This is a genomic window from Salicibibacter cibarius, assembly GCF_016495725.1.
Lineage (GTDB): Bacteria > Bacillota > Bacilli > Bacillales > Marinococcaceae > Salicibibacter > Salicibibacter cibarius.
Map to the genome: position 1 here is coordinate 1491137 of NZ_CP054705.1, position 21901 is coordinate 1513037.

The window sequence follows — 21901 nt, forward strand, 5'->3', positions numbered from 1 at the left end:
GGAGAGGTTCACACCGGAAGTTTGACTTTCCGGCGATGAAATTATATAATTGAAAACTGTTTGGTTTTATATAATACTCATAAGTTATAATAATATAAAGTAGTGATCGGATTGAAAGAGCAAATTATGGAAAAGGCATTGCAAAGCTTTGCGATTGACGGTTATTATTCCACGTCTATGCAGCAGATCGCTGAAAGTTGCGGCATTTCCAAAGCCTCATTGTACAAATATTTTTCTTCAAAAGAGACGTTATTGCTGAAATCTTTGGAGTATAACCTTGACCAATGGTTGACGAAAACGACAAATATCAATCTTACGCAAACGTTAGCTCCGAAAGATGAACTGCAAGAAAAAATCGTTCTTGAATTGGAAGCGATGAAAAATAATCGCTCTCTCGTCCATTCCCTCATGCGCGCTGTCCCCATCACAAAAAATGCGGAAATGATGCGGATGTTAAAACGAACAAGAGTCGCGTTAATGAATTGGCACCGCGACAGTCTTATAAACGCGTATGGAGAAGAGAAATTACGTCCTTTTCTTTGGGATTGGGTCGCGCTCTTTCAGGGAACGATGAGAGAGTATGTTGTGCTCATGGGGGATGAGCACAAAGCATTGCCTATTCGTGATGTGGCAGCTTTAATCATTTCACATCTTGATGCGTTGATAGAGTCAAAGCCCACTGTAAATCCGGTTTTGACATCAGACGTGATGCACGATTACGAAATGTACCAAGAAGATATGAAACCGGCGAGTGTTCAAGGAGAGATTGATGAAGTTCGCTATATCCTTCGGGAAAAAGTGAAAAATCAAGCAGATACCGATCAACAACCCGATGTGGATCGTGCACTGGAGGCGCTGTACCAAGAAACGGAAACCGAGTATCCGCGCACCTATTTGTTGGATGCACTGACGCTCTACTTGCAGCAATGGGCACCGATTGAAAACGAACGGAAAAAACTTTATGACTTACTGGAGTTGCGAAATAGAGAAACCAAGTGAATATCAACGAACGATAAAAGAAGGTATATAGAATGACGACTAGTTCAAATTCATCAGGAACGAAAAATGTAAAAACAATCGCAGCCATACTATTGACAGGTGCTTTCATGGCCATCCTAAACCAAACGTTGCTTGCCACTGCCTTGCCGCATATTATGCACGACTTTGGCATAAGCGCTGATTTGGGCCAATGGGTGAATTCTGTTTTTATGCTCGTGAACGGAGTGATGATCCCCATCACTGCTTTTCTCATTGAAAAGTTTACGACTCGTCGCCTGTTTTTTACCGCGATGGGCTTGTTTGCGTTAGGAACGTTAATATGCGCACTTGCGCCTACGTATGGGTTGCTTATTGGCGGGCGGGTTACCCAAGCCGCGGGTGCCGGAATTATGATGCCGCTCATGCAAACTGTCCTTCTTTTAGTGTTTCCGATTGAACGCAGAGGTTTTGCCATGGGGATGGTCGGTTTAGTTATTGCATTTGCTCCAGCGATCGGACCGACGTTGTCCGGCTACCTTGTGCAAGACTTTCATTGGTCGATTTTATTTTGGATCATCTTTCCGTTAGCTGTATTGAATATGATTGTCGCTTATTGGACGTTGAAAAATGTGTCGTTTGCCCGTAATCCGAAACTGGATATTTTGTCTGTAATGTTATCAACGCTTGGTTTCGGCGGGTTGCTCTACGGGTTTAGTTTTGCGGGAACCTATGGATGGACCGACGTGCATGTGATCCTTCCCATGATTATTGGCCTCATCACCTTGGGTCTTTTTGTGTGGCGGCAACTGATTCTTCCGCAACCGATTCTCGAGGTGCGCGTTTTCAAGTACGGGGTTTTTACGATTGCCACGGTCATTGGCATGATTATTTTTATGTCTATGATTGGCTCGCAAACGATTTTGCCGATTTATATGCAGGATATGAATGATTTTACAGCCCTTGAAACCGGGTTGATGCTTTTGCCGGGAGCTGTGGCGATGGGCTTAATGTCGCCGATTACCGGCCGGATTTTTGATAAGTTTGGCGCGCGAAAGTTAGCGATCTTAGGTTTGTTCACCGTTTCCGTGACGACATTTATGTTTACCCAACTAACCGCAGAAACATCCTTTGCTTATTTGGCGATTGTCAATACGTTTCGGATGTTCGGGATGGCTTTCGTCATGATGCCGGTCACAACGGCGGCGATTAATTCTTTGCCTAATGTATTGATTCCGCATGGAACAGCGATGAATAATACAGTGCGACAGGTAGCCGGTTCAATCGGAACGGCTGCCCTCGTGACAGTTATGTCGTCGATGGCCCTGGCACCGGAACAAGCGCCCAATATGGATGAAGCAATGGTTCACGGGGTGAATATGTCCTTTTGGTTGGCAACGATCCTCACGTTTATCGGCTTTATCCTTTCTTTCTTTGTTCCGAAAGGAAAAGGGACGCCACCGGATACGATCAATGAACCTAAAGCAATGGATGAAAAAAATAATAATGAAGCGAGGCCACAAGAGGGATGAGGCGAGGGATTAAGCGCTCATCTCCTTGTGGTTTTTCCGTTTAATCCACGAGAACGCCAAAAGCAAAAAAGGGATAGGTGCAAAAATGAGCGCGTTTGTATACAGCATCGTGAAATACTCGATGCGAAGATGGTTATTCGCGATGTAAAGGGCCAAACCGCCGGTGAGCAATCCCAACCCTAAAAACACTCCTCGCCTGACCCATCGGTGCTGTTCTTTATGGGGGACGAGTTGATCGTAAGCCAGAAAGAAAAATAATGCACTTCGTATGTAACAGCCAAATGTCATAAGGATCAATCCGTAGATGTCAAAGCGGTCAATAAATCCCAATGTGAGGATGCGAACGGTTTCCAGTGCAGGATAGTTGAAACTGTCTGTTTGCCCCATGCCAAAAACCATTATGGTTCCAGTCATGGTTGAGATCATCGTAAAAAAAATACCTAGGCCTCCGATCATCCAAAATCTTAGAAAACGCTCCCGACGGATATTCTGCAATGGAAGGAAGAGCAAAAAGATAAGCTCTGCCCACACGCTAATCAATGCGATTGTTCCCCAAATGACGGGAGCAAATCCAAATTCCAAAAGCGGCAAGATATGGTTAAATTCTTTTTCAGACACGTCGATAAATGAGATAGAATGCCCGGTGAAAAGGGCGAACACTCCGATAAACAAAGCGGTATAGGCAATCACTTTCACCCCTTTGCTTGCTGCATAAAGACAGAACAAAAGAAAGAAGATAACCAACGCCCATACCGGGGTTTCCGGAAAAAAAGAAATGTTAACCATGTCTGTAACCGCTGCAGCCGAAAAAGCGCTTAAAAACAGAAAGTAGAAAGCAATAACGAGGAGTAGAGTTTTTCCGACAAAGCGACCCAGAAGGTGTTGGCTGATGCCACGAAAATCAAGATCAGGATATTTTAGGCGCAACCGGTAGATGACGATAATCAACCCTATGCCAACGGGAAATGATAACGAGGCGGCAATCCAACTATCACGTCCGGCGACGTCATAGATCAAAGGCAGGATTTGGACATGGCCCATGATCGGTACGGTTGTAAGGATTAGAAACAACGTTTCCCAACGATTCAACATGGTTCTTTTGCTCCTCAGCTAATCTTTGTGATTCCAAAAGAAGAAGGGAATCGATTCCGATTTTTCCTCGCCTTCATCCTGATCGAGCAACCCCTCGTGATCAATGGAGGTTTCAATCATTAGATTGACGTCGGCGTTTGCAAAGATGTCATCCCACTGATCCGTGAGGTCAGGCCATTTTTGCGGGTATTTCTGGTGAACAAGGATGCCGAAATCAAGAATGTCTGTTTTTAATTCCTTTTGCAATTTTTTCAACGTCATTTGCATGTGTGTACGGATTTCTTCCGTAAGTGCGTCTTCCATTTCTTGGATGGTTTGATCGTTTACGATCATGTCACTTGGCACTTCAGCCAGTGTTCCCCATATTTCCATTTCGATATCGACGGTTAATTGGTCCCCATTCAAGGAAGGATCGATTATGACTCCTTTATCTTGCACTTCCATTGACACTTTATCTCCGGATGTTAATTTTGCTGTAATGCTTCCTCTTTCCGCTTCGTTGCGTAAATAAAGCAATCCTTTCGTTTCCGGTACATTCAAGGTCCCCACCATTTGATCTTCGTTAATCACTGCTGTACCGGACAGCTCGGCAATTGTTTTTTTATTTTCGTTATTTATTTGCAACATGGGCACAAAAGTGGCCGAAATAGGAGAATTTAACATTTCAAAAACCGTTTTCAAGTCCATCGGTTTAAACTCGCCCGTAAACTCGGTTCCCTCCATACTGTCGGCCATTTCCACCGAAGTAAGATCACCGCTTATCGTGGCCGTCTCCAAAATGTCTTTCGGGTCGTCGGGTGTGATTAAGAGTAGACTATTTAAACGCGGCATTTGATCTCTTTTCAATACATCGATCGGCGTAGTGAGGTCATCAACGGCCAATGATTCACCGAGCACGAGAATATTGGTATGGGTGAAAATCAGACGCCGCTTTTCTTGCCGAATCATACTGCGAACTGCATCGAAAAGGGTTTCCCTTTCCATGGAAAGCACCATTCCTTCATGATCGGATTCAGCAGCCGTGATTTCACCGGAGGATTGCAAGATTTCAACACTCAATTCATATCCATTTTCGGTTTTGTCGAGTCCCCCTCCGAACACCATTGCCACTTCATCCAAATCGCTCCCGCTCCAACAGCCGGCAGTGGGCATTAACAATGATAGACATAGGCAAATCATTGCTATTTTTTTCAAGGGTGATCCCCCTTATCGTCTATCGGCAACCGTTTGATTTTTTCTTTCTTTTCATGGGGAATACTTTGCGGCCGTGTTCTGCGCCATTGGATCGGTAAACGAATGAAGGTATCTCCCCAATCGCGAAAATGAAAGGGTGCTAGCGGGGCCATATAACCGACCCCGAAAGACTGAAGCGAAAACATGTGGGTGGCGAGTCCCAGTAAGCTAAGGAGAAGCCCGTACGCGCCAAATAAACCGGCCGGGAGCAGCAAGGCTAATCTCAAAATGCCCATAACGTCGGCTACACGTGTGATAGCAAAGGACGCAAGTACGGAAACCGCAACAACGATAATGGTAGGAGCTCCCACTAATCCTGCTGTGACCGAAACTTCGCCCACAATGAGTGCGCCCACAATACTGACGGCTTGTCCGATCGGCTGGGGCATACGAATACCTGCTTCCCGTACGATTTCAAATAAAATAATCATAATAAATATTTCCATCCCTACAGGGAAAGGAACGACTTCTCGCGAAGCGCTCATCCCGCTAATCATTTCGGAAGGAATGATTTCTTTGTGAAAATTGACAGCCGCGATGAAACTAGCCGGCAAAGTGATGCTAATGAGAAAACCACCAATCCTCAGGAGTCGTACAAACGATGCATAATAAGGGCGTGAGCTGTAGTCTTCCACGCCGTGAAAAGCTTCCATAAAAAGATTTGGAGCGACCAGCGTTATCGGGTCACCATCAACAAAGATAGCAAAATGGCCGTCCAGTAATTGCATCGCTGTTCTGTCAGGCCGTTCCGAGTTGGCGATCGTCGGAAATATCGTATAAGGATGGTCTTCAATCATCTGCTCCAGATGTCCGGCATTGTTCACACTGTCTACGTCAATTTTTTGTAAACGCTTGTTGATCTCGTTAATGATTCCCGGTTTGACGATCCCGTCCATATAAGTGACAGCCACTTTTGTTTGCGACAGCGTTCCAAGCTGAAACATATGCACCCTTAAAGCGGGATGTTGAATGTGACGCCTGAGCAAAGCCAGGTTGTCTTCAATCGATTCGATAAACCCGATATGAGGCCCTTTAACGGATGTTTCCGTGAAAGGTTCTTCGAGGCTGCGTTTTTCAAAACCGGAAACATTCATTAACAGTCCCGCCGAAGCCCCGTCAATCATTAAAAGTGCTTGGTGATGCAGCACCTCATCAATACAACGGTTAAGATCGGCTTCTTCTTGGATCTCGCTGACGTTGATGCGATTTTTAATCGTTGTTATGGATGATTCCTCGTTTAACGTAAACGTATGAAATGTTTTGACCGGTTCAAGAATATACCGGCTAACGGAATGATCATCGATGAAAGCGTTAATGTAAACGAGCAGTGCTTCTATGTACTCATTTTCGTTGAGAGGCAACTGAAAGGAATGGATATTCACATCAGAGCTTTCCCCGAATCGTTCGTTAATGTATGTTTCATTTTTTTTAATATCGTTTGCCAGAGGGGCAAATTGTTGGTAAGTTGAAAGGTTTGATGCGAGCGGCAATCCGTTGTTTCTTTTTTGGAAACGTCTTTTCGCGAACTTTATCATGATTTTCACCCCTTTTCTGGCGAAACCTTGCATAAACATTATTGTCTCACTGTTTCACCGTTATATTCTTACTCCAGGGAGCGAAAATTCAACAGTCCATAGAACATTATTGTGTTGTGCGAAGCGATGGCAGGCACCCAAAAAAAACGAGTTCATATGGGTTGTAGAGTTATTTATACATTGCCACTGATTTTTGTTGCAAATACAACATAAATATTGTACCCTTAAATTATAAATATTGTTGTAAAGTCAATGAAAACGGGTGCTGAATAATGAAGGATATACTTCGTGATATTGGAATCATAGCAAGGTCGTTGGATTCAATAAGCAATATTGAGTTTAAGGAACTTGATCTTACCAAAGGGCAATTTTTATATCTTGTGCGAATATGTGAAAACCCTGGCATTATTCAAGAAAAGTTAGCAGAGATGGTGAAAGTAGACCGTACAACTGCAGCTCGCGCTATTAAAAGACTAGAAACTCAAGGTTTTATTGAAAAAAGAGATGACAAAACCAATAAAAAAATTAAAAGGTTGTTTCCTAAGGAAAAAGGCGAAGACATTTATCCTTTTTTAAAAAGAGAAGGAGAACACTCGAACAAAGTTGCCTTGTCCGGATTTACGTTGGATGAGATTGATACATTACATGCTCTGCTTCAAAGGGTCAGAAAAAACGTGGAGGTTGACTGGGAATTTGTTAAAAAGGGACACAAACGAGAGTATTGAGAGGAGATTCTGATTCAGATGTCTGTCGTCATCAATGAATGCACATTAGAGGATTTAAAAAAACTACAAGAAATCAGTTATAACACGTTTCATGAGACATTTGCTCATATGAACTCAGAGGAGAACATGAAAGCTTATCTGGAAAAAGCTTTTAACACAAAGAGGCTGGAAGAAGAATTATCGACCCCCTTTTCAACGTTTTATTTTATATATTCTCATGATGAACTCGCAGGTTATTTAAAAGTAAATATTAATGAAGCGCAAACAGAACATATGGGGGAAGAAGCCCTGGAAATTGAAAGGGTTTATATCCGGGAAAAGTTTCAAAAAAAGGGGCTAGGAAATCATCTTTTAAATAAAGGGCTGGAAGTCGCCAAGGTCCAAAATAAAAAGAAAATTTGGCTAGGTGTATGGGAAGCCAATGTGGATGCAATTCAATTTTATAAGAGAAAAGGATTCGTTAAAATCGGCACTCATTCCTTTTACATGGGAGATGAACAACAAACTGACTTGATTATGACGAAAATGATAGGAGTGTAATCTTATGTATATTCCTTCACATTTTTACATTGAGGATGAAGAGACACTCTATGAAATGATCGATGAGTATGGCTTTGCTACTTTATTATCGCAGCACGAGGGTGAACCTACTGCAAGCCATATACCGTTAATGATGGATAAAGAGAGGGAGCATCTGTATGGGCATTTTGCACGAGCGAATCCTCAATGGAAAGATATAAATAAACAAAGAGTACTTGCCATTTTTCATGGCCCACACTGCTATATTTCACCGTCTTGGTACGAGACAAATAGGGCAGTCCCTACATGGAATTATATTACTACTCATGTTTATGGGCACGTCGAACTTATCGAGGGAAAAGAATTAAAGGACTCATTAAATGAACTTGTACTGAAATATGAGAATTCCGATAGCTCATATCAATTAGATGAAGTCGATTCTAAATATATTGCAGGCCAAACTACAGGAGTTGTAGGCTTTAAGATAAAAGTGGAGAAAATTGAAGGGAAGGCGAAATTAAGTCAAAACCACCCGAGAGAGCGGCAAAAGTTGGTGATTCAGGAGCTTGAAAAATCTGATCATGAAAACGAACAAAAGATTGCTTCTTACATGAAAAAGAACTTAGATGCTGATGTCTAACCCTGTTTAATACAGACGTATGTGTAATATATTACTCGGGGGCAGAACAGTGTTCAAATGTTCTTGCCTCCAAAAAATAGTAGCCCTCGATTTCCGAGAGCCAAGATATAAGCGTTGCACAGGATGATTTTTGCACGTAGACAATTACATTTCTCTAGTAGGCTTACTTCCTTTTCTCTCCCTGATGAATGTTGTAAGCGTAAGTCCAATTAAAGATAACACAGCCATCACAATCAAGGCATAGGTTGTTCCCCAGTATGTACCTACTTCATATGAGGTCTCCCTGATTGATGTGGTGATACTTATAATCGTGGATAGAACGATAATACCAAACGTCATTCCAAATTGTCGTGCTGTGTTTACAATTGCAGAGCCATGAGAAATATCCTGATCGTCTAAAGCGTTCATACTTACCGTAACGAGAGGCATGAGGGTTAATCCAAAACCGATCATAAATAGACAAAAATGGGCCATAATCCAGTATGGCGAATGTTCCATGCTTACCGTGTTCAATAAGACTAATGAAGTGGCAGTGAATGTAAATCCGACACTGGCAATTCTCTTACCTCCGTAACGATCATATAGGTTTCCGGAAAGAAGGATTGTGCCGGGAACGAGAATGAATCCGGATAAAAACGCACTAGTTTTTAGAACGTCTTGTGCGAACATTGGTAAGATCGTTTCCGCAGATAAAAGAAGCATCATATTAATGAAGATAAGAATGATTGCCAAACGAAACGTGGCATTACGAAACAATCGTATATTTAGCACTGGCAAGGGTAAGAAAAATTGACGGCGAATAAAGGCGAAAAGGGACAGAACGCCAATCAAGATTGGTACGATAACAAGTGTGTCTAAAAATCCTGTTACACTAATATTGCTTAAACCGAAAATGAAAAAGGAAAAGCCAATGGCAGATAGGGTGATTGAGAAAGGATCTAATTTTGCCTGTTGCTTCTCCAACACATTCCTCATCATAAATATAGCTAAAACTAAAGTGACAATCACGATGGGGAGTAGCACCCAATGAAGCGAGCGCCAATTGAAAATGTCAATAATCATGCCGGAGATCGATGGTGCACTAGCAGGCGCCACGTTAACGACAGCCCCCAATAGCCCCATCGCAAACCCTCTTCGTTCATATGGAAACACAGTCAATAAGATTGTCTGTACTAAGGGTAAGATGATGCCGGCACCAATAGCCTGAACAACTCTTGATAAAATTAATATACCGAAGCTTGGAGCCAATCCCCCGATGACCGTACCAACGAGTAAGCATGAGAGCGAAAAAACAACAAGGTTTTTTGATGAAAAAGCATTTGATAAATACCCTGTCATTGGGATAAAGACAATGGTTGTGAGTAAGAAAGCCGTTGTTAACCATTGTACTTGAGTGGCATTGACATCAAACTCGTTCATAATCGTTGGGTAGGCTGTGATTAGTAAGAATTGACTAAACGCAAATAAAAAAGCTGCTGATAAGACGACAACAACAACACCCTTAGATTCTAATTTTCCTCCCACCACTCATTAACTGAACCTCCTTTTATTGAATCCCATTGGCCTGTACTGCAACCATAAAACGCTCCCTTTGGGGGTAATCAAGGGGAACGTTTTACGCGATTATTGCAACGTATGATACTTGCTTCGGTAGTATACGAGCGGTTCTTCATTCTCTTCGTCTTTCGTTTGGATATCTTTGACCTCTCCGATAAAGATCGTATGATCCCCTGCTTTTACTTCTTGAACGACGTCACAGGCGAGGTGGACAAGTGCGTCGGGAACGATGGGCAAGGAATGGAAAGTGGTGAAAGCAAATTGTTCTTTTCCCGGTAATTGTTTTGCAAATGTTTTTGATAGCTCCGCTTGAGCTGTATCTAAAATGCTTACTGCATATTTTTTTGCGTTTAAAATCTTTTCGTACATATCCGTTTTATGGTCAACGGATACGGCTACCAGTTTCGGGTTCATGGAGACGGACATAAACGCATTGGCCGTCATTCCGTGTGGCTTGCCATCATGCTCCGTTGTAAGAATGGTAACGCCCGTGGAAAACTTCCCCATTGCCTGCCGAAATTGTAAATCATCCATGAATGTCGTCACTCCTCCGTTCTAGCTGCAATTTGTAAAAAAAAGTACCTTGCGTAAGAATCAGCAAGATTCCGAATCGATTTTTGTTAAGACGTGGCGTCTACTTCCTGCAACCAAGGGAGTTCTTCTTTCAGTGCGGGAAGTAAATTTGCACAAGAATGATAGCTCAGGCCTTTCTCCGAGGCCTTGTATTCAGATTCCCACAAGGCAAGAAAATGGATAAAGACATAACGGCTACAACCAAGGGTTTTGTTAATGAATGTTTCTTGGTCTTCCGTTGGGTAAAGTTGATATTGATAACCTTTAAATTTCAAATTTATATCTGAATTAGCCATTCGGATTTTGCACTTCCTTGGTGTCATATTCTTAATACTATGATACCACTTCGAAGGTGTGAAATTAAGTTCAAGACCGATCAGTATTTATCTCATGGCTGAAGTTACGAGTGTTCTACTGATCTTCTCATAAAATATGAATTGTACATCTTAGCAGTGTATGATAAAAATCAAATCATCCAATAACCATCATAACAGCCGTTTTTTAAGATTGCTAGCAAAGGGCTTCGGGCTCTTAAAAAACAAAAAAGTGCTCGAGCAATGGGGATATACGCCCAAGGGCTCGAGCAACAAAATTAGTCTTTGATAACGCTGTGCCATCATGCACCTGGCTTTTTTCTTGCAAAAAAAAGTTCGGTCAATTACACTGATTATATAGGAGGAACATATGTGCGAAAAACATTAGCCTTTTTTCGGTGTTTCGTCAGGGGTAGGTTTCCATTGTTGTTTTAAACGGCGGTATTTTTCCAGTTCTTCTTCCAAATATGCTCTTTCGTCAACACTTATGTTACGGTCTTCATAAAACGCTTCTAATGATTGCCCGGGGGCGCTTTGGTAGTATGGGTATCGCGTCTTTTCCGTACGCCCGAGCAAGTAATCGACGGACACGTCAAGCAAATCGGCAAGTGCATTAACGGTATCGAGAGACGGCTGTTTCGTCCCCCTTTCATAAGCTGTATAAGTCGATCGTGCCACTCCGATCTGTTCAGCGACGTATTGTTGCGTCCAATTATCCTCTATTTCTTTTTTTGACTCGCGCGTGTATTTAAGACGCTCGGAAAAATCGTCCATGCATCATTCCCCATTTATCAACGTGGTGATTACATCCCCTCTATTATAAAGGTTTGCATTTACTTAAAAGGAAAATGTTCCTAAAAGGATCACCAAAAGAAAAAATGTTCCTTTAAGAAACATTTATGTTGTGAGAAAATTGTTGTAGGATGGGGAAGGACGTTTTGGAGAACTTTGCGAACAAATTGAAGGAAGTGATCGATAACCATGCATTGGGAAGAAATAGAACAAAGACGAAAACAGGCGAATGAGGACTTTTCAGCCGGGGAAATACCTTTAATTCCGTCTGCACATGATCCGTTAAGCGCACAGGCGGTGGAAGATAAAGGATTTCGAATGGCATTTCTCTCCTCCGACGATGTATCAAAATTGTATGGCTATGCCTCTTCCTATACATTAAGCGCGACGGAGATGATTGCCAGCGTGCGGAGCATTACGCAAGTAAGCGCTTTGGCATTGCTCGTGCAATTGCCTCTAGACGCCCGCTCCTGCCAACAGATTATTAAGCAGGTGTATGAACTGCGTCAGTTAGGCATACGGATGATTCAAATCGATGATGAAATAAACTCTTCAACCCAGGAATTGACCCAAATCATCGTTCAGATGAAGCATTATTTTCCTGAAGTGAAAATTGTCATGGCTATTCGGGCAAATGCATCGATCACTGGCATCGAAGCGGCGGTAACCAAGGCAAACAAATTGTTGCACGCGGGCGCAGATTTTATTTTGTATCAGGGATTGTACACAGAAGGGGAATATTTATACACGTCTCAATATACGAATGGGCCATTGCTTGCCTTGTTAAACAAAGACAATAACCAAGACCTGTCTTACTCGGCACTGAAAAACATGGGCTATCACGCTACGGTTTTACAAGAAGGACATATCCATCGAATGAAGAAGATCTATGCCGAAGCCTATAAAGATACGTGAAAAATAAATCCGGAGATAGAAGGATCTGAAGAAGGAGGGGATCATGCGAAGCTTAACCGTTGCCGCTGTTCAGATGGACTGCATTCCCGGAGACAAAACACACAACCTTGCAATTGCCGATTGCAAGGCGGTCACGGATCATATCTCCGCAAGGCGAGTTGCTGAAAGAAGCCATTTCTGACCAAGATGAGGTAATTGACGCAACCATTGATTTCACTGCGGTAGCAAAACAAAAGCATGATTTGCCGTATTTAGGGATTGCTGAACAAGTTGCAGATAACAGCTGAAGCCGGGATGCCGCTTCCATGGCTTCGCTTTCCACAGACGAACGGTCAAGCCTCCTCGCGCAAAACCGGCGCTGTGCGGGGTCTTGACGCGGCCGTTTTGATGTCTACGCCATTGCAGCGTTATCCCTCCGTACGTTGCCAGAAGTGCAAGGGTTTTTCTGCTTATAGGCTTGCATCCATCTTTGACAAAATCAACAGAAAATGCTTATGGGCTAGTGGTCTATATCAGAACTTCTTTCCAAAACTTTTATTCACATATCTCCCGATTCTTTGAAGACTGATCGGGGATAAAAACAGCATTTTGAGTTCTCAGTTGCCGTGGTAGATCATCGTTTGGCTGGTTTTTTTGTGCAGTAAAGCTATCATGAAACGTTGCACTAGTCTTTTTCCGTTATTAAGCAATCCCTGTGTAAAAGATCAAAGCCAATAAAAAGCAGGATCGGCGAGAACCCTGCTTTTTATTCATTTTCGTCCACGATCTCATAACCATCGTTTGTATAGATGTCGTAATAGGCCATGACTTCTTCTACGTACATGTCCGAGCGATTATACATATATAGGGCACTTTCCAAGTCGCCTTCATCCGCGCCGTTGGCAGCTAAAAAATTAGCGGTGGAAAAAATGGCATCTCTTTCATCCCATGGATCGGCGGTGCCACTCCCTGTTGCATCCACTCCATATCCACCATTCATCTCAATCGTGTCAGGATTTTTGAGCTCTGTATTGGGAATTTCCCCGGCTCCCGCATCATCACAAGAGTGATGGCTCCATCCGTGCCAAGTACAAGGCATGAATTGCATGTGTCCTTCTGCTCCGACGGGGGAAACCATAGGGTCCATTGTTGAAAATTTCGTCTCGATACGGTGAATAGCCGGTAACACCTCCCAAGGAATTTCGTATGCTTCGGCGGCAGCCTGGTAAATAGGATAATATTGTTCAGGTATTTCATCGTTGCCGTAACCGGAAATGCCTCCATCTAAAAATCGATCGATTTGTTGTTCGTTGAATGTCTGAGCAATCATAAAAATACCGATCGCGAGAAACAAGAGGGCGCAAATCGATCCGATGCCAACAAAACGTTTGCGGGTTGTGCTTTTATTTTTATATTTCTTTTTCGGTGTTCCCATCCGGTATGCTCCTCTATTTAAATTATGGCTCGTCCACTTCTGTTTTTTTATCGGTTTTAGGCGAGATCCCCCACTTCCTATGAAGTGGGGGGGATGAATCGCCCTCGGGCTATTGCCCAAATGATAGGAGAAAAAATAGACAAAACATAAAGGATAACGTATAATAAATGCAAACAAGTGTTTTCGTTAAAGGTGAACAACAATGATCGTCAATAAAGCTTATAAGTTTCGTATCTATCCAACGAAAGAGCAAGAAATTTTAATCGCCAAAACGATTGGTTGCAGTCGTTTCATATTTAATCATTTTTTGGGTAAATGGAAAAGCGAATACCAAAACTGGAAGAGGCTTAACCTACATTATTTACTCTTCCCAATCAACGCAACTAAAGAAAGAATTGGTTTGGTTAAAAGAAGTGGATAGCATTGCTATTCAATCGTCCCTTAAAAACCTTGCGGACGCGTATGCGAGGTTTTTCAAAAAACAAAACGAAGCATACAAACGGCAACATTGCGATATTTGATAACAAAATCAAGTTACCGAAACTTGGCATGGTTAAGTTCGCCAAAAGTCGTGAGGTCAAAGGACGTATACTCAGCGTGACAATGAAACGCAAACCAAGTGGCAAATATTTTGTTTCTGTTCCCGTTGAGACAGAAGTGAAAAATTACTGAAAACAGGTGAATCTGTAGGAATTGACGTTGGGATTAAAGACTTCGCCATTCTTTCGGATGGCACCTTTCACAAAAACCCTAAGCTTTTCCGTACATTAGAAAAGAAGTTAGCTTATGCACAACGCATCCTTGCAAGGCGACAAAAAGGTTCGTCTAACTGGCATAATTAGCGTATTAAAGTTGCACGGCTTCATGAGAAAATTGAAAACGCACGTCATGATTACTTGCATAAAATCTCTACTGACATTGTCAAAAACCACGACATTATTGGTATTGAGGATTTGCAAGTAACGAATATGTTAAAGAATCACAACTTAGCAAAAGCGATTAGCGGGGTCAGTTGGTCGCATTTTCGTTCCATGCTTGAATACAAAGCGAAATGGTACGGGAAGCGAGTCGTAACGGTAATCAAAAACTTCCCTTCCAGCCAACGTTGCTCAAGTTGTGGGTATCAAAACAAAGACGTTAAACATTTCACGTTACGTGAATGGGGTTGTCCGAAATGCCAAGCCCGCCACGATAGAGATATAAACGCAAGTATAAATTGCGCAATGAAATCTTGCGCTTAACCATAGGTACTGCGGGGATAGCCTAATCAAAACCATCGGTTACGAAGGTGTTTTTAGCAATCTCCACCTTCAAATTTTGATAGAAATTAAGATGGAGTAGTTCAATGTCATACCAGACTTCAGAAGATGTTATTATTTTCATCGAAGTCGTTTTCATTCATTTATGATTAGTTTAACATGAGCACTGATTTTGCAAATAGGTATCATCAATGTTTCATGAATTGGTCACCGTCATCTTCCGTGAGGTGCTCCCACTTTATAGATTTTATCACATTGTTGTAAATGAATGAACGGAGAAAAAATGACGAAAAACGTATTTATGGCGAAATTTCACCCCTTTGAATCTAGAGGGTTTCTGATGATAAAAGTAATATAAGTTTATAATGGGGGGCACAAAGATGGCGACGTATCAAGTCATTGATTTGGAAAGTTTTCCAAGAAGAAGCTATTATGAGTATTTTATGGCGACAGACACAACGTTTGAAGTGACAGTGAAAATTGATGTTACTCGGGCAGTTGAAAAATGCAAAGACGAATCGATTAGTTTTTATGCTTACTCCATATATAATTTGACTAAATCGGTTAATAAGATTCCGAATATGAGGTATGCCCACCTGGATGGGCAGTTAGTAGAATGGCAAGCATTAGTGCCAACGTTTACGAACTTTAATCAAGAAACAGCGTTATTTTATACCTTATGGTTGGGAGAATTAATAGATTATCAATCCGTTGACCGTGAGTACAAAAAGCTTGTAAAAGACTATGCAAACACAACAGATATCGCGCCAATGGGAGATGTTCCACCCAACGTTGTGAATATTTCATCCATTCCTTGGGTGCATTTTGAACATTTTTCATCTCATCCGGCAGCTATCAAAAATAATTTGATACCAATGATTACCATTGGAAAGTACGAAAACGTTGGTTCACAGTTGCTAATGCCGGTGAATATTAAAGTTCATCACGCAACCGTGGATGCCTATCATGTGTCGTCTTTTTTTGAAATACTGCAATGTGAAATGGATCGTTAAGGAAAAAAGCTGTATCTGTCTGCTGAGTTATATTAGCGGAATGGGGAACAGTGTACAATTTTATTAATCAATTTGCGATACCTGCTCATTCGTAAAACACGCCTTGAAACATATAAAGTAACCCGATTGCATTAGAAGTAATTGCTTTATCGTGGCATAAGTGAGTGTTAATATATTCGATGGGGAAACAGAAGGAGGACTGCTAAGCATGAATAACCTGGACAAAGCGCTAAAAGAAAAAATCGGTTTGGGGACAGGCCCTTTAGGGAGTATGTTCCGTGATGTTTCAGAGGAAGAAGCTCAGGCAACCATTGATACTGCATGGGATCAAGGGATACGCTATTTTGATACAGCTCCTTTATATGGATCCGGCTTATCGGAAATACGGGTAGGAGAAGCGTTATCCAAATACAATCGCGATGATTATGTAATTAGCACAAAAGTAGGGCGTTATATTTTAGACGAAAAGGAGGAGAAATCAGGATTATTCGAAAACGCACGTAAAAATAAAGTGATTACCGATTACACAGAGGACGCAACACTCCGCTCGATTGAGCAAAGCCTGGAACGCTTGAAAACAGATCGGTTGGATATTGTATATGTACATGATATTTCGCCTGATTTCCATGGAGATGAATGGGTATCAAAATTTGATGAGGCAAGAAAAGGGGCATTTCGTGTACTTACACGCCTCCGTGATGAGGGAGTTATTAAATCCTGGGGTGTCGGAGTCAATACAACAGAACCTGTTGAATTGGCCATGGAGTTAGAAGATGCAAGCCCTGATCTGTGTCTGTCAGCCACCCAGTATACGCTCCTGCAACATGAACGTGCACTGGAGCGCATGATGCCTGCCGCGCAAGAAAAAGGGGTTGGTTTTGTTATCGGTGGAGCCTATAGTTCCGGCGTCTTGCTTGGAGGGGATTATTTTAACTATGAAAAAGCTTCTCCGGAAATCAAAGCAAAAGTAGAACGACTGGAGGAAATTGCAAAACGTTATGATGTTAGCTTAAAGGCGGCTGCTCTGCAATTTTCCACAGCCCACCCTGCAACCAAAGCAGTTATTACTGGTTCTTCCCGTCCGGATCGGATCAAAGAAGACTTGGCAGCGATAAAAACGGAAATTCCAGATGCCTTTTGGCAAGAGCTATTAGAAAAAGGGTTCATCTCTTCTAAGGCCCCATTGCCAAAGAAACTAAAATAATTACATTAAAATGACTATATAGGATAAGAAAAGCTGTTTGTGTATTTCACGTTCAAACAGCTTTTTTATCTTATGTAGGTAAGAAAGTATAAATCAACTTTCTTACCTACATAAGTGCAACTAAGGCTTTTCGCCATAAAAGCTTGGCGAAAAGCCAAGTTTTCTAAAAAGATAAGAAAGTATAAATTTTGGCTCCCTCTATGCCGGGGAATGTGTTAGGGTGTAGATATGGAATCTAATATTCTTCGACGTATATTCTTTGACCACCATCATCATTGGGAACAATTTGTCGAAAAACATGGGGATCGCATCCGCCCTGTTGTCCATAAAGAAGTGGAAAAATTCCGCGATTGTGGGAATCCCGAGAACGGATTCAAACTCTTTGTATGCGAAGGCTGCCACGAGACCCGAAAAGTCCCCTATCGCTGTAAAGGGCGATTTTGTACGACCTGTTCGATTGGAGAAAGCGAGGAATGGAGTCGTCTGCTCATGGAAGACGTGTTCCAGGTCAACCATCGGCATGTGATTCTGACGATCGATGAGGGGCTGCGAGACGTGTTTCTGCTCCACCGGGAATTATTGAAAACGTTGATGGATGAAGGCGCACGGCTGATCAAAGAATACTTCGAGAAGAAAGGCAAAGTGACCCCGGGGATCATTGTGGGGTTACATACCTTTGGCTCCCAAGTCAATTTCAACCCCCACATTCACATGCTGGTGACAATGGGCGGGATGACAAAGAAAGGGGCATGGAAAACGTATGATTTTCTCCCCTTCCAGATGCTTCGCAAACAATGGCAAACCGTTGTCTTGAAGCTGATTCGCAAGCATTTATCCGGGAAGGACAAGAAACGCGTGCAAGCGCGTCTCCAACAAGCGTTCTCCAAAAACGGAGAAGGCTTCTATATCTATGCCCCTAAACAACGGGGAAAGGTGCAAGACCAACTCCGATATATTGGCCGTTATATGCGTCGACCGGCGATTGGCATCAATCGGATCGAGGCCTATGACGGGCAAATGGTGACGTTTAAGTACCATGATAAAGTCGATGGGAAAGAGAAATATGTGAGCGTGAGTGCCGAGGAGTTCATCCGTCGGCTCATTCGCCATATCCCGGATGAACAGTTTAAAACGATCCGTCATTATGGGCTGTACTCGAGAAGAACGAAGAACGTGAGTAAAAAGTTACTGGCGGCGTGGCAAAAAACGAAGAAGACGTGGATCACCCAGGTGAAGCGAACCCTGCGCCGCCAAACTTGGAGAGAACGGGTCATAGCCAGCGGACATAAGGATCCTTTGCGATGTCCCAAATGTGATAACTACTTTGAGTATAAGGGAGAAGTCTGTCTTGAGAACGGGCGATTAGTGGTTAAAGTCGCCTTGGGTGAAACGGCCAGAAGCTATTTGGAAAGGGAGATCGGTCATGTCCCCCGTATCGAAACACCGAAAAAAGAAACAAAAAAAGAAGAAGAAACCACCGACGAATCAGCATCCCAAGACCGTCAACTTTGTTTGTTTACAGTGTCATGAACACGAAGCGATCCCTTACACGGTCGTTCGTGATTTTGATCACATGGACCCTGGCGACCCCAGTGTCCCACCCATGTTTGCCTGCCAACAATGTGAAGGGGAGATGTATCCGGAGTATTATAAAGGCGTTCATGGTTATGAGTACCGGCTATCGGACAAGCAGTGATCATGACAAGGACCTAGCTTGGGCGGTTTTCCCAAGCTAGGTTTTTCTTATCTGTTGTATTGAGTGTTATGAGGAAAGCGAGAGCAAAGAGGAACGTACGACACTACCTTTGGTATTACATTAAACGATATATGGATCGAGGATGAAGTGGAAGGCGAAGCTGCTACGGATGACGTGTTTGTGATAACTGGGATAACAATCAAAACCATATATGAAAAATTATAGGATACTATGGAGTTTCCTGCTGTTGCCGAAATAACAAATGATGGTGATCCTTACATTGATTTTTATTGGGATTACGGTTTTGAAGAAGAAGAAATTTCGCCTGTAAATTCACTTACAGGCGAAATTTTATTTGATATAACTGAAACGGATAGATGCGAACTAGTATATGGTAGAATTAGGCAACGAGGTCCGCTGGGAATTTGACGCGGATGAACTTGACGAGTAAACGAAACCAATACTGCACAGGAGTAAAAGTATATAGAAGCGCTTTAATAGAATAAAATAAAAAGAGAAGCCACTCCTTTTCAGAGCGGCTTCTCTTTTATTCCTGTGTCGGCCGTTCACAAACAGCGTTGATTAATAGGTCGAGCTTTTTTTCCATTCGATGCAGCAAGTAGAAAGCAACGACAGCTGCAAATCCATGGTTAAAAAGCAGTGACATCCATTCTTCCATGATTGTGAACCCCCTTTTTTCAGCTACCGGTCTCCTTAAGCCTCGTACATCTGCTCGACTGAACGCGAGACTAACCTTGCGTCGACTTTTTCAACGAGGAGACCGCCGGAGGTGAAAAATACGCTGTGATCAAGAATTTGATCCATCACATCCTCCAGTTGGGAAGATTCAAGCTCTTCCGCAGGGTTGCTTACTGATATTGTCGCCATCTGTCCTTCCTCATTACGAAATCGCATTTGCAATTCTACGGTCATGCTCTACACTCCTTTCGCTTTCATTAATTGTCTTCCACTGGCAACAGACTGTAATCGTTTCTACGTGTGGCTCCGCTTAAATCAGCGGCGGACAATGAAGCGAGCGCGGAGGCAATCACCTGAATATCTTCGTCGCTTGCGTCAACATTGATGTTGTTAAAGCGTCGGCTGTAAATGACAGGCTCTCCGAATTCATCCACTCCATCCTCAAAAACCAGCTGCAAACTCGATGTTTCCGGGTTCATGTGCTCACCTCCCTTCACTCTCTATATCGAAGTGGCAATTTAAAAAGGGGGGATTATGATTAATGATTTCCAACTTCGGGCATATAGGTGTAAAATGGTACTGGAAGAGGCGTTTTCATAGGCGCCTAAATTAGCTGGATGGAGGTTTTGAGTCGATGAAAGCGACACAAATACCTGCGAATGAACGAATTCATACACTTGATATTATTCGGGGAATTGCGGTTTTCGGCATTTTGATCGCGAATATGTACGCGTTTAAAAGCTTGGCTTTTACCGATTTGCGCCCGTACATTGAGGGCGGGACGGTACCCCAGGGGGTGCTTAGCCCATTTGCCGACGTCTTTAATACAATCTTTATTGAGGGTAAATTTTACCCGATGTTTTCCTTGCTATTTGGGCTTGGTTTTTATATTTTTTATACCCGTTTGATCGAGAAGGGTTACAACGCTGATCGAATGTTTGTCAGGCGGCTTATTTTTTTGTTGATCATTGGGTTGGTTCATCTGGTGTTTATATGGTCGGGAGATATCTTACATACCTACGCGCTTGCCGGTTTTTTGCTGTTCCTTTTTATCCATCGCCGACCAAAAACAATCATGATTTGGATTGTTGCATTGCTAGGGGCGACTTCTATTTTTATGTTGTTTTTGACAAGTTTAACCGGAGTAGGTTTGCAATTCAAAATGGAGAGTGGGATGGGGTCCTTTGCTGCATTCGAAAACAGTGTAGATTCGGGTGAGGCTGTGATGGCTAACGGAACGTACGGCGACATTTTGCAGTACCGATTTCTAAACGAAGTCTTCCCCGTTCTCATGCAAGCGATATTTATCGTGATCGCTGTGTTGCCCCTCTTTCTCATCGGACTTTATATGGGGAAAAAAGGGATGTTTCATGATGTTGAAAACAATATTAAAAAATGGAAAAAGCTTTGTGTGCACAGTTTTTGGAGCGGGGCTTTATTAACGGCTATCATGGCGGCATTGCATTATGATTTACTTCCGCTTCCCTCTTATTTTACATTCGGAATGTCCGAAGGAGTGAATTATGCGGCCGGTCCGCTACTCATGCTTTTCTACGTTTCCGCCCTCGTGCTTGTATTACGCTCCAAGGGCTGGAAAAAGCTGTTGATGCCGTTTGCGGCGGTAGGAAGAATGGCATTGACTAACTATTTATTGCAAAGCCTCATCGCCATCTTTATTTTTTATGGATTTGGGTTAGGGATGTTCGGGCAAATATCGAGCGGCGTTGGATTGGTCATTGCTGTTATCATTTTTACGGCACAGCTTATTGTCAGCAATCTTTATTTGCAGACGTTCAAACAAGGACCAATGGAAGCGCTGTGGCGAAAATGGACGTATAAATACTAGAAGTGGGAAGTGAGAGGTGGGAAGTTGGAAAACGGGGCTTTAGCGAGATGCTAAGGCCCCGTTTGCGTTAACTTGTTTTTTTGCGCTTGCGGATCGGATCAAAGCTTAGGTGAAATTCAGGTGAACTATGATGGCCATGGAATTTGCGCCGTGCTGCCTTTAATTCTGCCTCGAGTGCGGCAAATATTTTATCCAAATGCTCATCTGTATACTCATAATTATTCTTATTGGATAAATTCCCGATCAGTCGGATTTTTTTTACGGTTTCCTCCGTACGTCGTTTTGCAATTCTTTCAAATTTGGTTAGCTTGTCTTCCATGAAAATAACTCCTTTCAACTCTTTTCATTCATTCTATAAAACACATCCG

At 42.6% G+C, this 21901-nt stretch carries 24 protein-coding genes and 1 pseudogene; 13 read left to right on the top strand and 12 right to left on the bottom strand.

All coding sequences use genetic code 11. From position 1 onward, the window contains the following. Positions 1-111 precede the first annotated feature (111 nt). Positions 112-999, top strand: coding sequence for a TetR/AcrR family transcriptional regulator (locus HUG15_RS07800; protein ID WP_200128128.1), 888 nt, complete (start codon positions 112-114; stop codon positions 997-999). 32 nt (positions 1000-1031) lie between these two features. Continuing rightward, positions 1032-2507 carry an MDR family MFS transporter gene (locus HUG15_RS07805; protein WP_200128129.1) on the top strand — a complete coding sequence of 492 codons (1476 nt, stop codon included), beginning with the start codon at positions 1032-1034 and terminating at the stop codon, positions 2505-2507. A gap of 9 nt (positions 2508-2516) precedes the next feature. Here the strand turns inward: HUG15_RS07805 and HUG15_RS07810 are convergent, their stop codons facing one another. The 3 genes from HUG15_RS07810 to HUG15_RS07820 are packed head-to-tail and all read right to left on the bottom strand — an operon-like array spanning position 2517 to position 6367. Beyond that, positions 2517-3599 (bottom strand): GerAB/ArcD/ProY family transporter, encoded by a 1083-nt coding sequence (locus HUG15_RS07810; RefSeq protein WP_200128130.1) that lies wholly within the window; start codon positions 3597-3599, stop codon positions 2517-2519. A gap of 18 nt (positions 3600-3617) precedes the next feature. Next, complete coding sequence (locus tag HUG15_RS07815) at positions 3618-4793, bottom strand: Ger(x)C family spore germination protein (protein WP_200128131.1); 1176 nt, start codon at positions 4791-4793, stop codon at positions 3618-3620. Then, positions 4790-6367: a spore germination protein gene (locus HUG15_RS07820; RefSeq protein WP_200128132.1), complete on the bottom strand. Its 1578-nt coding sequence runs from the start codon at positions 6365-6367 to the stop codon at positions 4790-4792. The genes HUG15_RS07815 and HUG15_RS07820 overlap by 4 nt, the downstream gene beginning before the upstream one ends. A 272-nt stretch (positions 6368-6639) precedes the next feature. Here HUG15_RS07820 and HUG15_RS07825 point away from each other — a divergent pair, with 272 nt between their 5' ends. The 3 genes from HUG15_RS07825 to HUG15_RS07835 are packed head-to-tail and all read left to right on the top strand — an operon-like array spanning position 6640 to position 8251. Further along, positions 6640-7092, top strand: a complete 453-nt coding sequence (locus tag HUG15_RS07825) for a MarR family winged helix-turn-helix transcriptional regulator (protein ID WP_200128133.1) — start codon at positions 6640-6642, stop codon at positions 7090-7092. Positions 7093-7110: 18 nt separating this feature from the next. Continuing rightward, positions 7111-7632: a spermidine/spermine N(1)-acetyltransferase gene (paiA, locus tag HUG15_RS07830; RefSeq protein ID WP_200128134.1), complete on the top strand. Its 522-nt coding sequence runs from the start codon at positions 7111-7113 to the stop codon at positions 7630-7632. A 4-nt stretch (positions 7633-7636) separates the two neighbouring features. Next, complete coding sequence (locus tag HUG15_RS07835; RefSeq protein ID WP_200128135.1) at positions 7637-8251, top strand: FMN-binding negative transcriptional regulator; 615 nt, start codon at positions 7637-7639, stop codon at positions 8249-8251. Between the two features lie 144 nt (positions 8252-8395). On the opposite strand, the gene HUG15_RS07840 is transcribed toward HUG15_RS07835, so the two are convergent. The 4 genes from HUG15_RS07840 to HUG15_RS07855 all read right to left on the bottom strand — a co-directional run bounded on the left by HUG15_RS07840 (position 8396) and on the right by HUG15_RS07855 (position 11469). Then, complete coding sequence (locus HUG15_RS07840) at positions 8396-9778, bottom strand: DHA2 family efflux MFS transporter permease subunit (protein ID WP_200128136.1); 1383 nt, start codon at positions 9776-9778, stop codon at positions 8396-8398. 96 nt (positions 9779-9874) lie between these two features. Continuing rightward, positions 9875-10342, bottom strand: coding sequence for a flavin reductase family protein (locus HUG15_RS07845; RefSeq protein ID WP_200128137.1), 468 nt, complete (start codon positions 10340-10342; stop codon positions 9875-9877). Positions 10343-10428: 86 nt separating this feature from the next. Next, a complete protein-coding gene (locus HUG15_RS07850; RefSeq protein ID WP_200128138.1) occupies positions 10429-10677 on the bottom strand; it encodes a helix-turn-helix domain-containing protein in 249 nt (82 codons plus the stop codon). A gap of 402 nt (positions 10678-11079) precedes the next feature. After that, positions 11080-11469, bottom strand: a complete 390-nt coding sequence (locus HUG15_RS07855; protein WP_200128139.1) for a helix-turn-helix domain-containing protein — start codon at positions 11467-11469, stop codon at positions 11080-11082. Between the two features lie 207 nt (positions 11470-11676). On the opposite strand from HUG15_RS07855, the gene HUG15_RS07860 reads away from it, so the two are divergent. Both HUG15_RS07860 and HUG15_RS07865 read left to right on the top strand, forming a co-directional pair. Beyond that, on the top strand, positions 11677-12402 hold the full coding sequence (locus tag HUG15_RS07860; protein ID WP_200128140.1) for an isocitrate lyase/phosphoenolpyruvate mutase family protein: 726 nt from the start codon (positions 11677-11679) through the stop codon (positions 12400-12402). 59 nt (positions 12403-12461) lie between these two features. Continuing rightward, the gene (locus HUG15_RS07865) at positions 12462-12689 is read left to right on the top strand and encodes a hypothetical protein (protein WP_200128141.1); all 228 of its coding nucleotides are present in this window, start codon (positions 12462-12464) and stop codon (positions 12687-12689) included. Positions 12690-13147: 458 nt separating this feature from the next. Here the strand turns inward: HUG15_RS07865 and HUG15_RS07870 are convergent, their stop codons facing one another. Then, positions 13148-13816 carry a lytic transglycosylase domain-containing protein gene (locus HUG15_RS07870; RefSeq protein WP_200128142.1) on the bottom strand — a complete coding sequence of 223 codons (669 nt, stop codon included), beginning with the start codon at positions 13814-13816 and terminating at the stop codon, positions 13148-13150. A 202-nt stretch (positions 13817-14018) separates the two neighbouring features. Here HUG15_RS07870 and tnpB point away from each other — a divergent pair. From tnpB to HUG15_RS07895, 5 genes and pseudogenes are all read left to right on the top strand, one after another. Then, positions 14019-15083 (top strand): annotated as a pseudogene (tnpB, locus tag HUG15_RS07875) (IS200/IS605 family element RNA-guided endonuclease TnpB). A 372-nt stretch (positions 15084-15455) separates the two neighbouring features. After that, positions 15456-16088 carry a CatA-like O-acetyltransferase gene (locus HUG15_RS07880; protein ID WP_200128143.1) on the top strand — a complete coding sequence of 211 codons (633 nt, stop codon included), beginning with the start codon at positions 15456-15458 and terminating at the stop codon, positions 16086-16088. A gap of 208 nt (positions 16089-16296) precedes the next feature. Next, positions 16297-17292 carry an aldo/keto reductase gene (locus HUG15_RS07885; protein ID WP_200128144.1) on the top strand — a complete coding sequence of 332 codons (996 nt, stop codon included), beginning with the start codon at positions 16297-16299 and terminating at the stop codon, positions 17290-17292. A gap of 228 nt (positions 17293-17520) precedes the next feature. Next, positions 17521-18822, top strand: coding sequence for an IS91 family transposase (locus tag HUG15_RS07890; RefSeq protein ID WP_200128145.1), 1302 nt, complete (start codon positions 17521-17523; stop codon positions 18820-18822). A 397-nt stretch (positions 18823-19219) separates the two neighbouring features. Further along, a complete protein-coding gene (locus tag HUG15_RS07895; RefSeq protein ID WP_200128146.1) occupies positions 19220-19417 on the top strand; it encodes a hypothetical protein in 198 nt (65 codons plus the stop codon). A gap of 118 nt (positions 19418-19535) precedes the next feature. Here HUG15_RS07895 and HUG15_RS07900 read toward each other — a convergent pair whose 3' ends face one another. Genes HUG15_RS07900 through HUG15_RS07910 form a run of 3 tightly spaced genes read right to left on the bottom strand, consistent with a single transcriptional unit; the run spans position 19536 to position 20166 of the window. After that, positions 19536-19667 (bottom strand): YvrJ family protein, encoded by a 132-nt coding sequence (locus tag HUG15_RS07900; protein ID WP_200088969.1) that lies wholly within the window; start codon positions 19665-19667, stop codon positions 19536-19538. Between the two features lie 35 nt (positions 19668-19702). After that, positions 19703-19921, bottom strand: a complete 219-nt coding sequence (locus HUG15_RS07905; protein ID WP_200128147.1) for a DUF2922 domain-containing protein — start codon at positions 19919-19921, stop codon at positions 19703-19705. Between the two features lie 23 nt (positions 19922-19944). Continuing rightward, the gene (locus HUG15_RS07910) at positions 19945-20166 is read right to left on the bottom strand and encodes a DUF1659 domain-containing protein (RefSeq protein WP_200128148.1); all 222 of its coding nucleotides are present in this window, start codon (positions 20164-20166) and stop codon (positions 19945-19947) included. Between the two features lie 155 nt (positions 20167-20321). Here HUG15_RS07910 and HUG15_RS07915 point away from each other — a divergent pair, with 155 nt between their 5' ends. Next, positions 20322-21533: a DUF418 domain-containing protein gene (locus HUG15_RS07915; RefSeq protein WP_200128149.1), complete on the top strand. Its 1212-nt coding sequence runs from the start codon at positions 20322-20324 to the stop codon at positions 21531-21533. Between the two features lie 67 nt (positions 21534-21600). Here HUG15_RS07915 and HUG15_RS07920 read toward each other — a convergent pair whose 3' ends face one another. Continuing rightward, entirely contained in the window at positions 21601-21852 is a 252-nt protein-coding gene (locus HUG15_RS07920) for a hypothetical protein (RefSeq protein ID WP_200088977.1), read from the bottom strand. Positions 21853-21901: the final 49 nt, after the last annotated feature.

Coding starts and splice junctions, on each gene's coding strand:
- HUG15_RS07805 (WP_200128129.1), top strand. CDS start 1,032: ATGACGACTAGTTCAAATTCATCAGGAACGAAAAATGTAAAAACAATC.
- HUG15_RS07810 (WP_200128130.1), bottom strand. CDS start 3,599: ATGTTGAATCGTTGGGAAACGTTGTTTCTAATCCTTACAACCGTACCG.
- HUG15_RS07820 (WP_200128132.1), bottom strand. CDS start 6,367: ATGATAAAGTTCGCGAAAAGACGTTTCCAAAAAAGAAACAACGGATTG.
- HUG15_RS07825 (WP_200128133.1), top strand. CDS start 6,640: ATGAAGGATATACTTCGTGATATTGGAATCATAGCAAGGTCGTTGGAT.
- paiA (WP_200128134.1), top strand. CDS start 7,111: ATGTCTGTCGTCATCAATGAATGCACATTAGAGGATTTAAAAAAACTA.
- HUG15_RS07835 (WP_200128135.1), top strand. CDS start 7,637: ATGTATATTCCTTCACATTTTTACATTGAGGATGAAGAGACACTCTAT.
- HUG15_RS07845 (WP_200128137.1), bottom strand. CDS start 10,342: ATGGATGATTTACAATTTCGGCAGGCAATGGGGAAGTTTTCCACGGGC.
- HUG15_RS07850 (WP_200128138.1), bottom strand. CDS start 10,677: ATGGCTAATTCAGATATAAATTTGAAATTTAAAGGTTATCAATATCAA.
- HUG15_RS07855 (WP_200128139.1), bottom strand. CDS start 11,469: ATGGACGATTTTTCCGAGCGTCTTAAATACACGCGCGAGTCAAAAAAA.
- HUG15_RS07860 (WP_200128140.1), top strand. CDS start 11,677: ATGCATTGGGAAGAAATAGAACAAAGACGAAAACAGGCGAATGAGGAC.
- HUG15_RS07870 (WP_200128142.1), bottom strand. CDS start 13,816: ATGGGAACACCGAAAAAGAAATATAAAAATAAAAGCACAACCCGCAAA.
- HUG15_RS07880 (WP_200128143.1), top strand. CDS start 15,456: ATGGCGACGTATCAAGTCATTGATTTGGAAAGTTTTCCAAGAAGAAGC.
- HUG15_RS07885 (WP_200128144.1), top strand. CDS start 16,297: ATGAATAACCTGGACAAAGCGCTAAAAGAAAAAATCGGTTTGGGGACA.
- HUG15_RS07890 (WP_200128145.1), top strand. CDS start 17,521: ATGGAATCTAATATTCTTCGACGTATATTCTTTGACCACCATCATCAT.
- HUG15_RS07895 (WP_200128146.1), top strand. CDS start 19,220: ATGGAGTTTCCTGCTGTTGCCGAAATAACAAATGATGGTGATCCTTAC.
- HUG15_RS07900 (WP_200088969.1), bottom strand. CDS start 19,667: ATGGAAGAATGGATGTCACTGCTTTTTAACCATGGATTTGCAGCTGTC.
- HUG15_RS07905 (WP_200128147.1), bottom strand. CDS start 19,921: ATGACCGTAGAATTGCAAATGCGATTTCGTAATGAGGAAGGACAGATG.
- HUG15_RS07910 (WP_200128148.1), bottom strand. CDS start 20,166: ATGAACCCGGAAACATCGAGTTTGCAGCTGGTTTTTGAGGATGGAGTG.
- HUG15_RS07915 (WP_200128149.1), top strand. CDS start 20,322: ATGAAAGCGACACAAATACCTGCGAATGAACGAATTCATACACTTGAT.
- HUG15_RS07920 (WP_200088977.1), bottom strand. CDS start 21,852: ATGGAAGACAAGCTAACCAAATTTGAAAGAATTGCAAAACGACGTACG.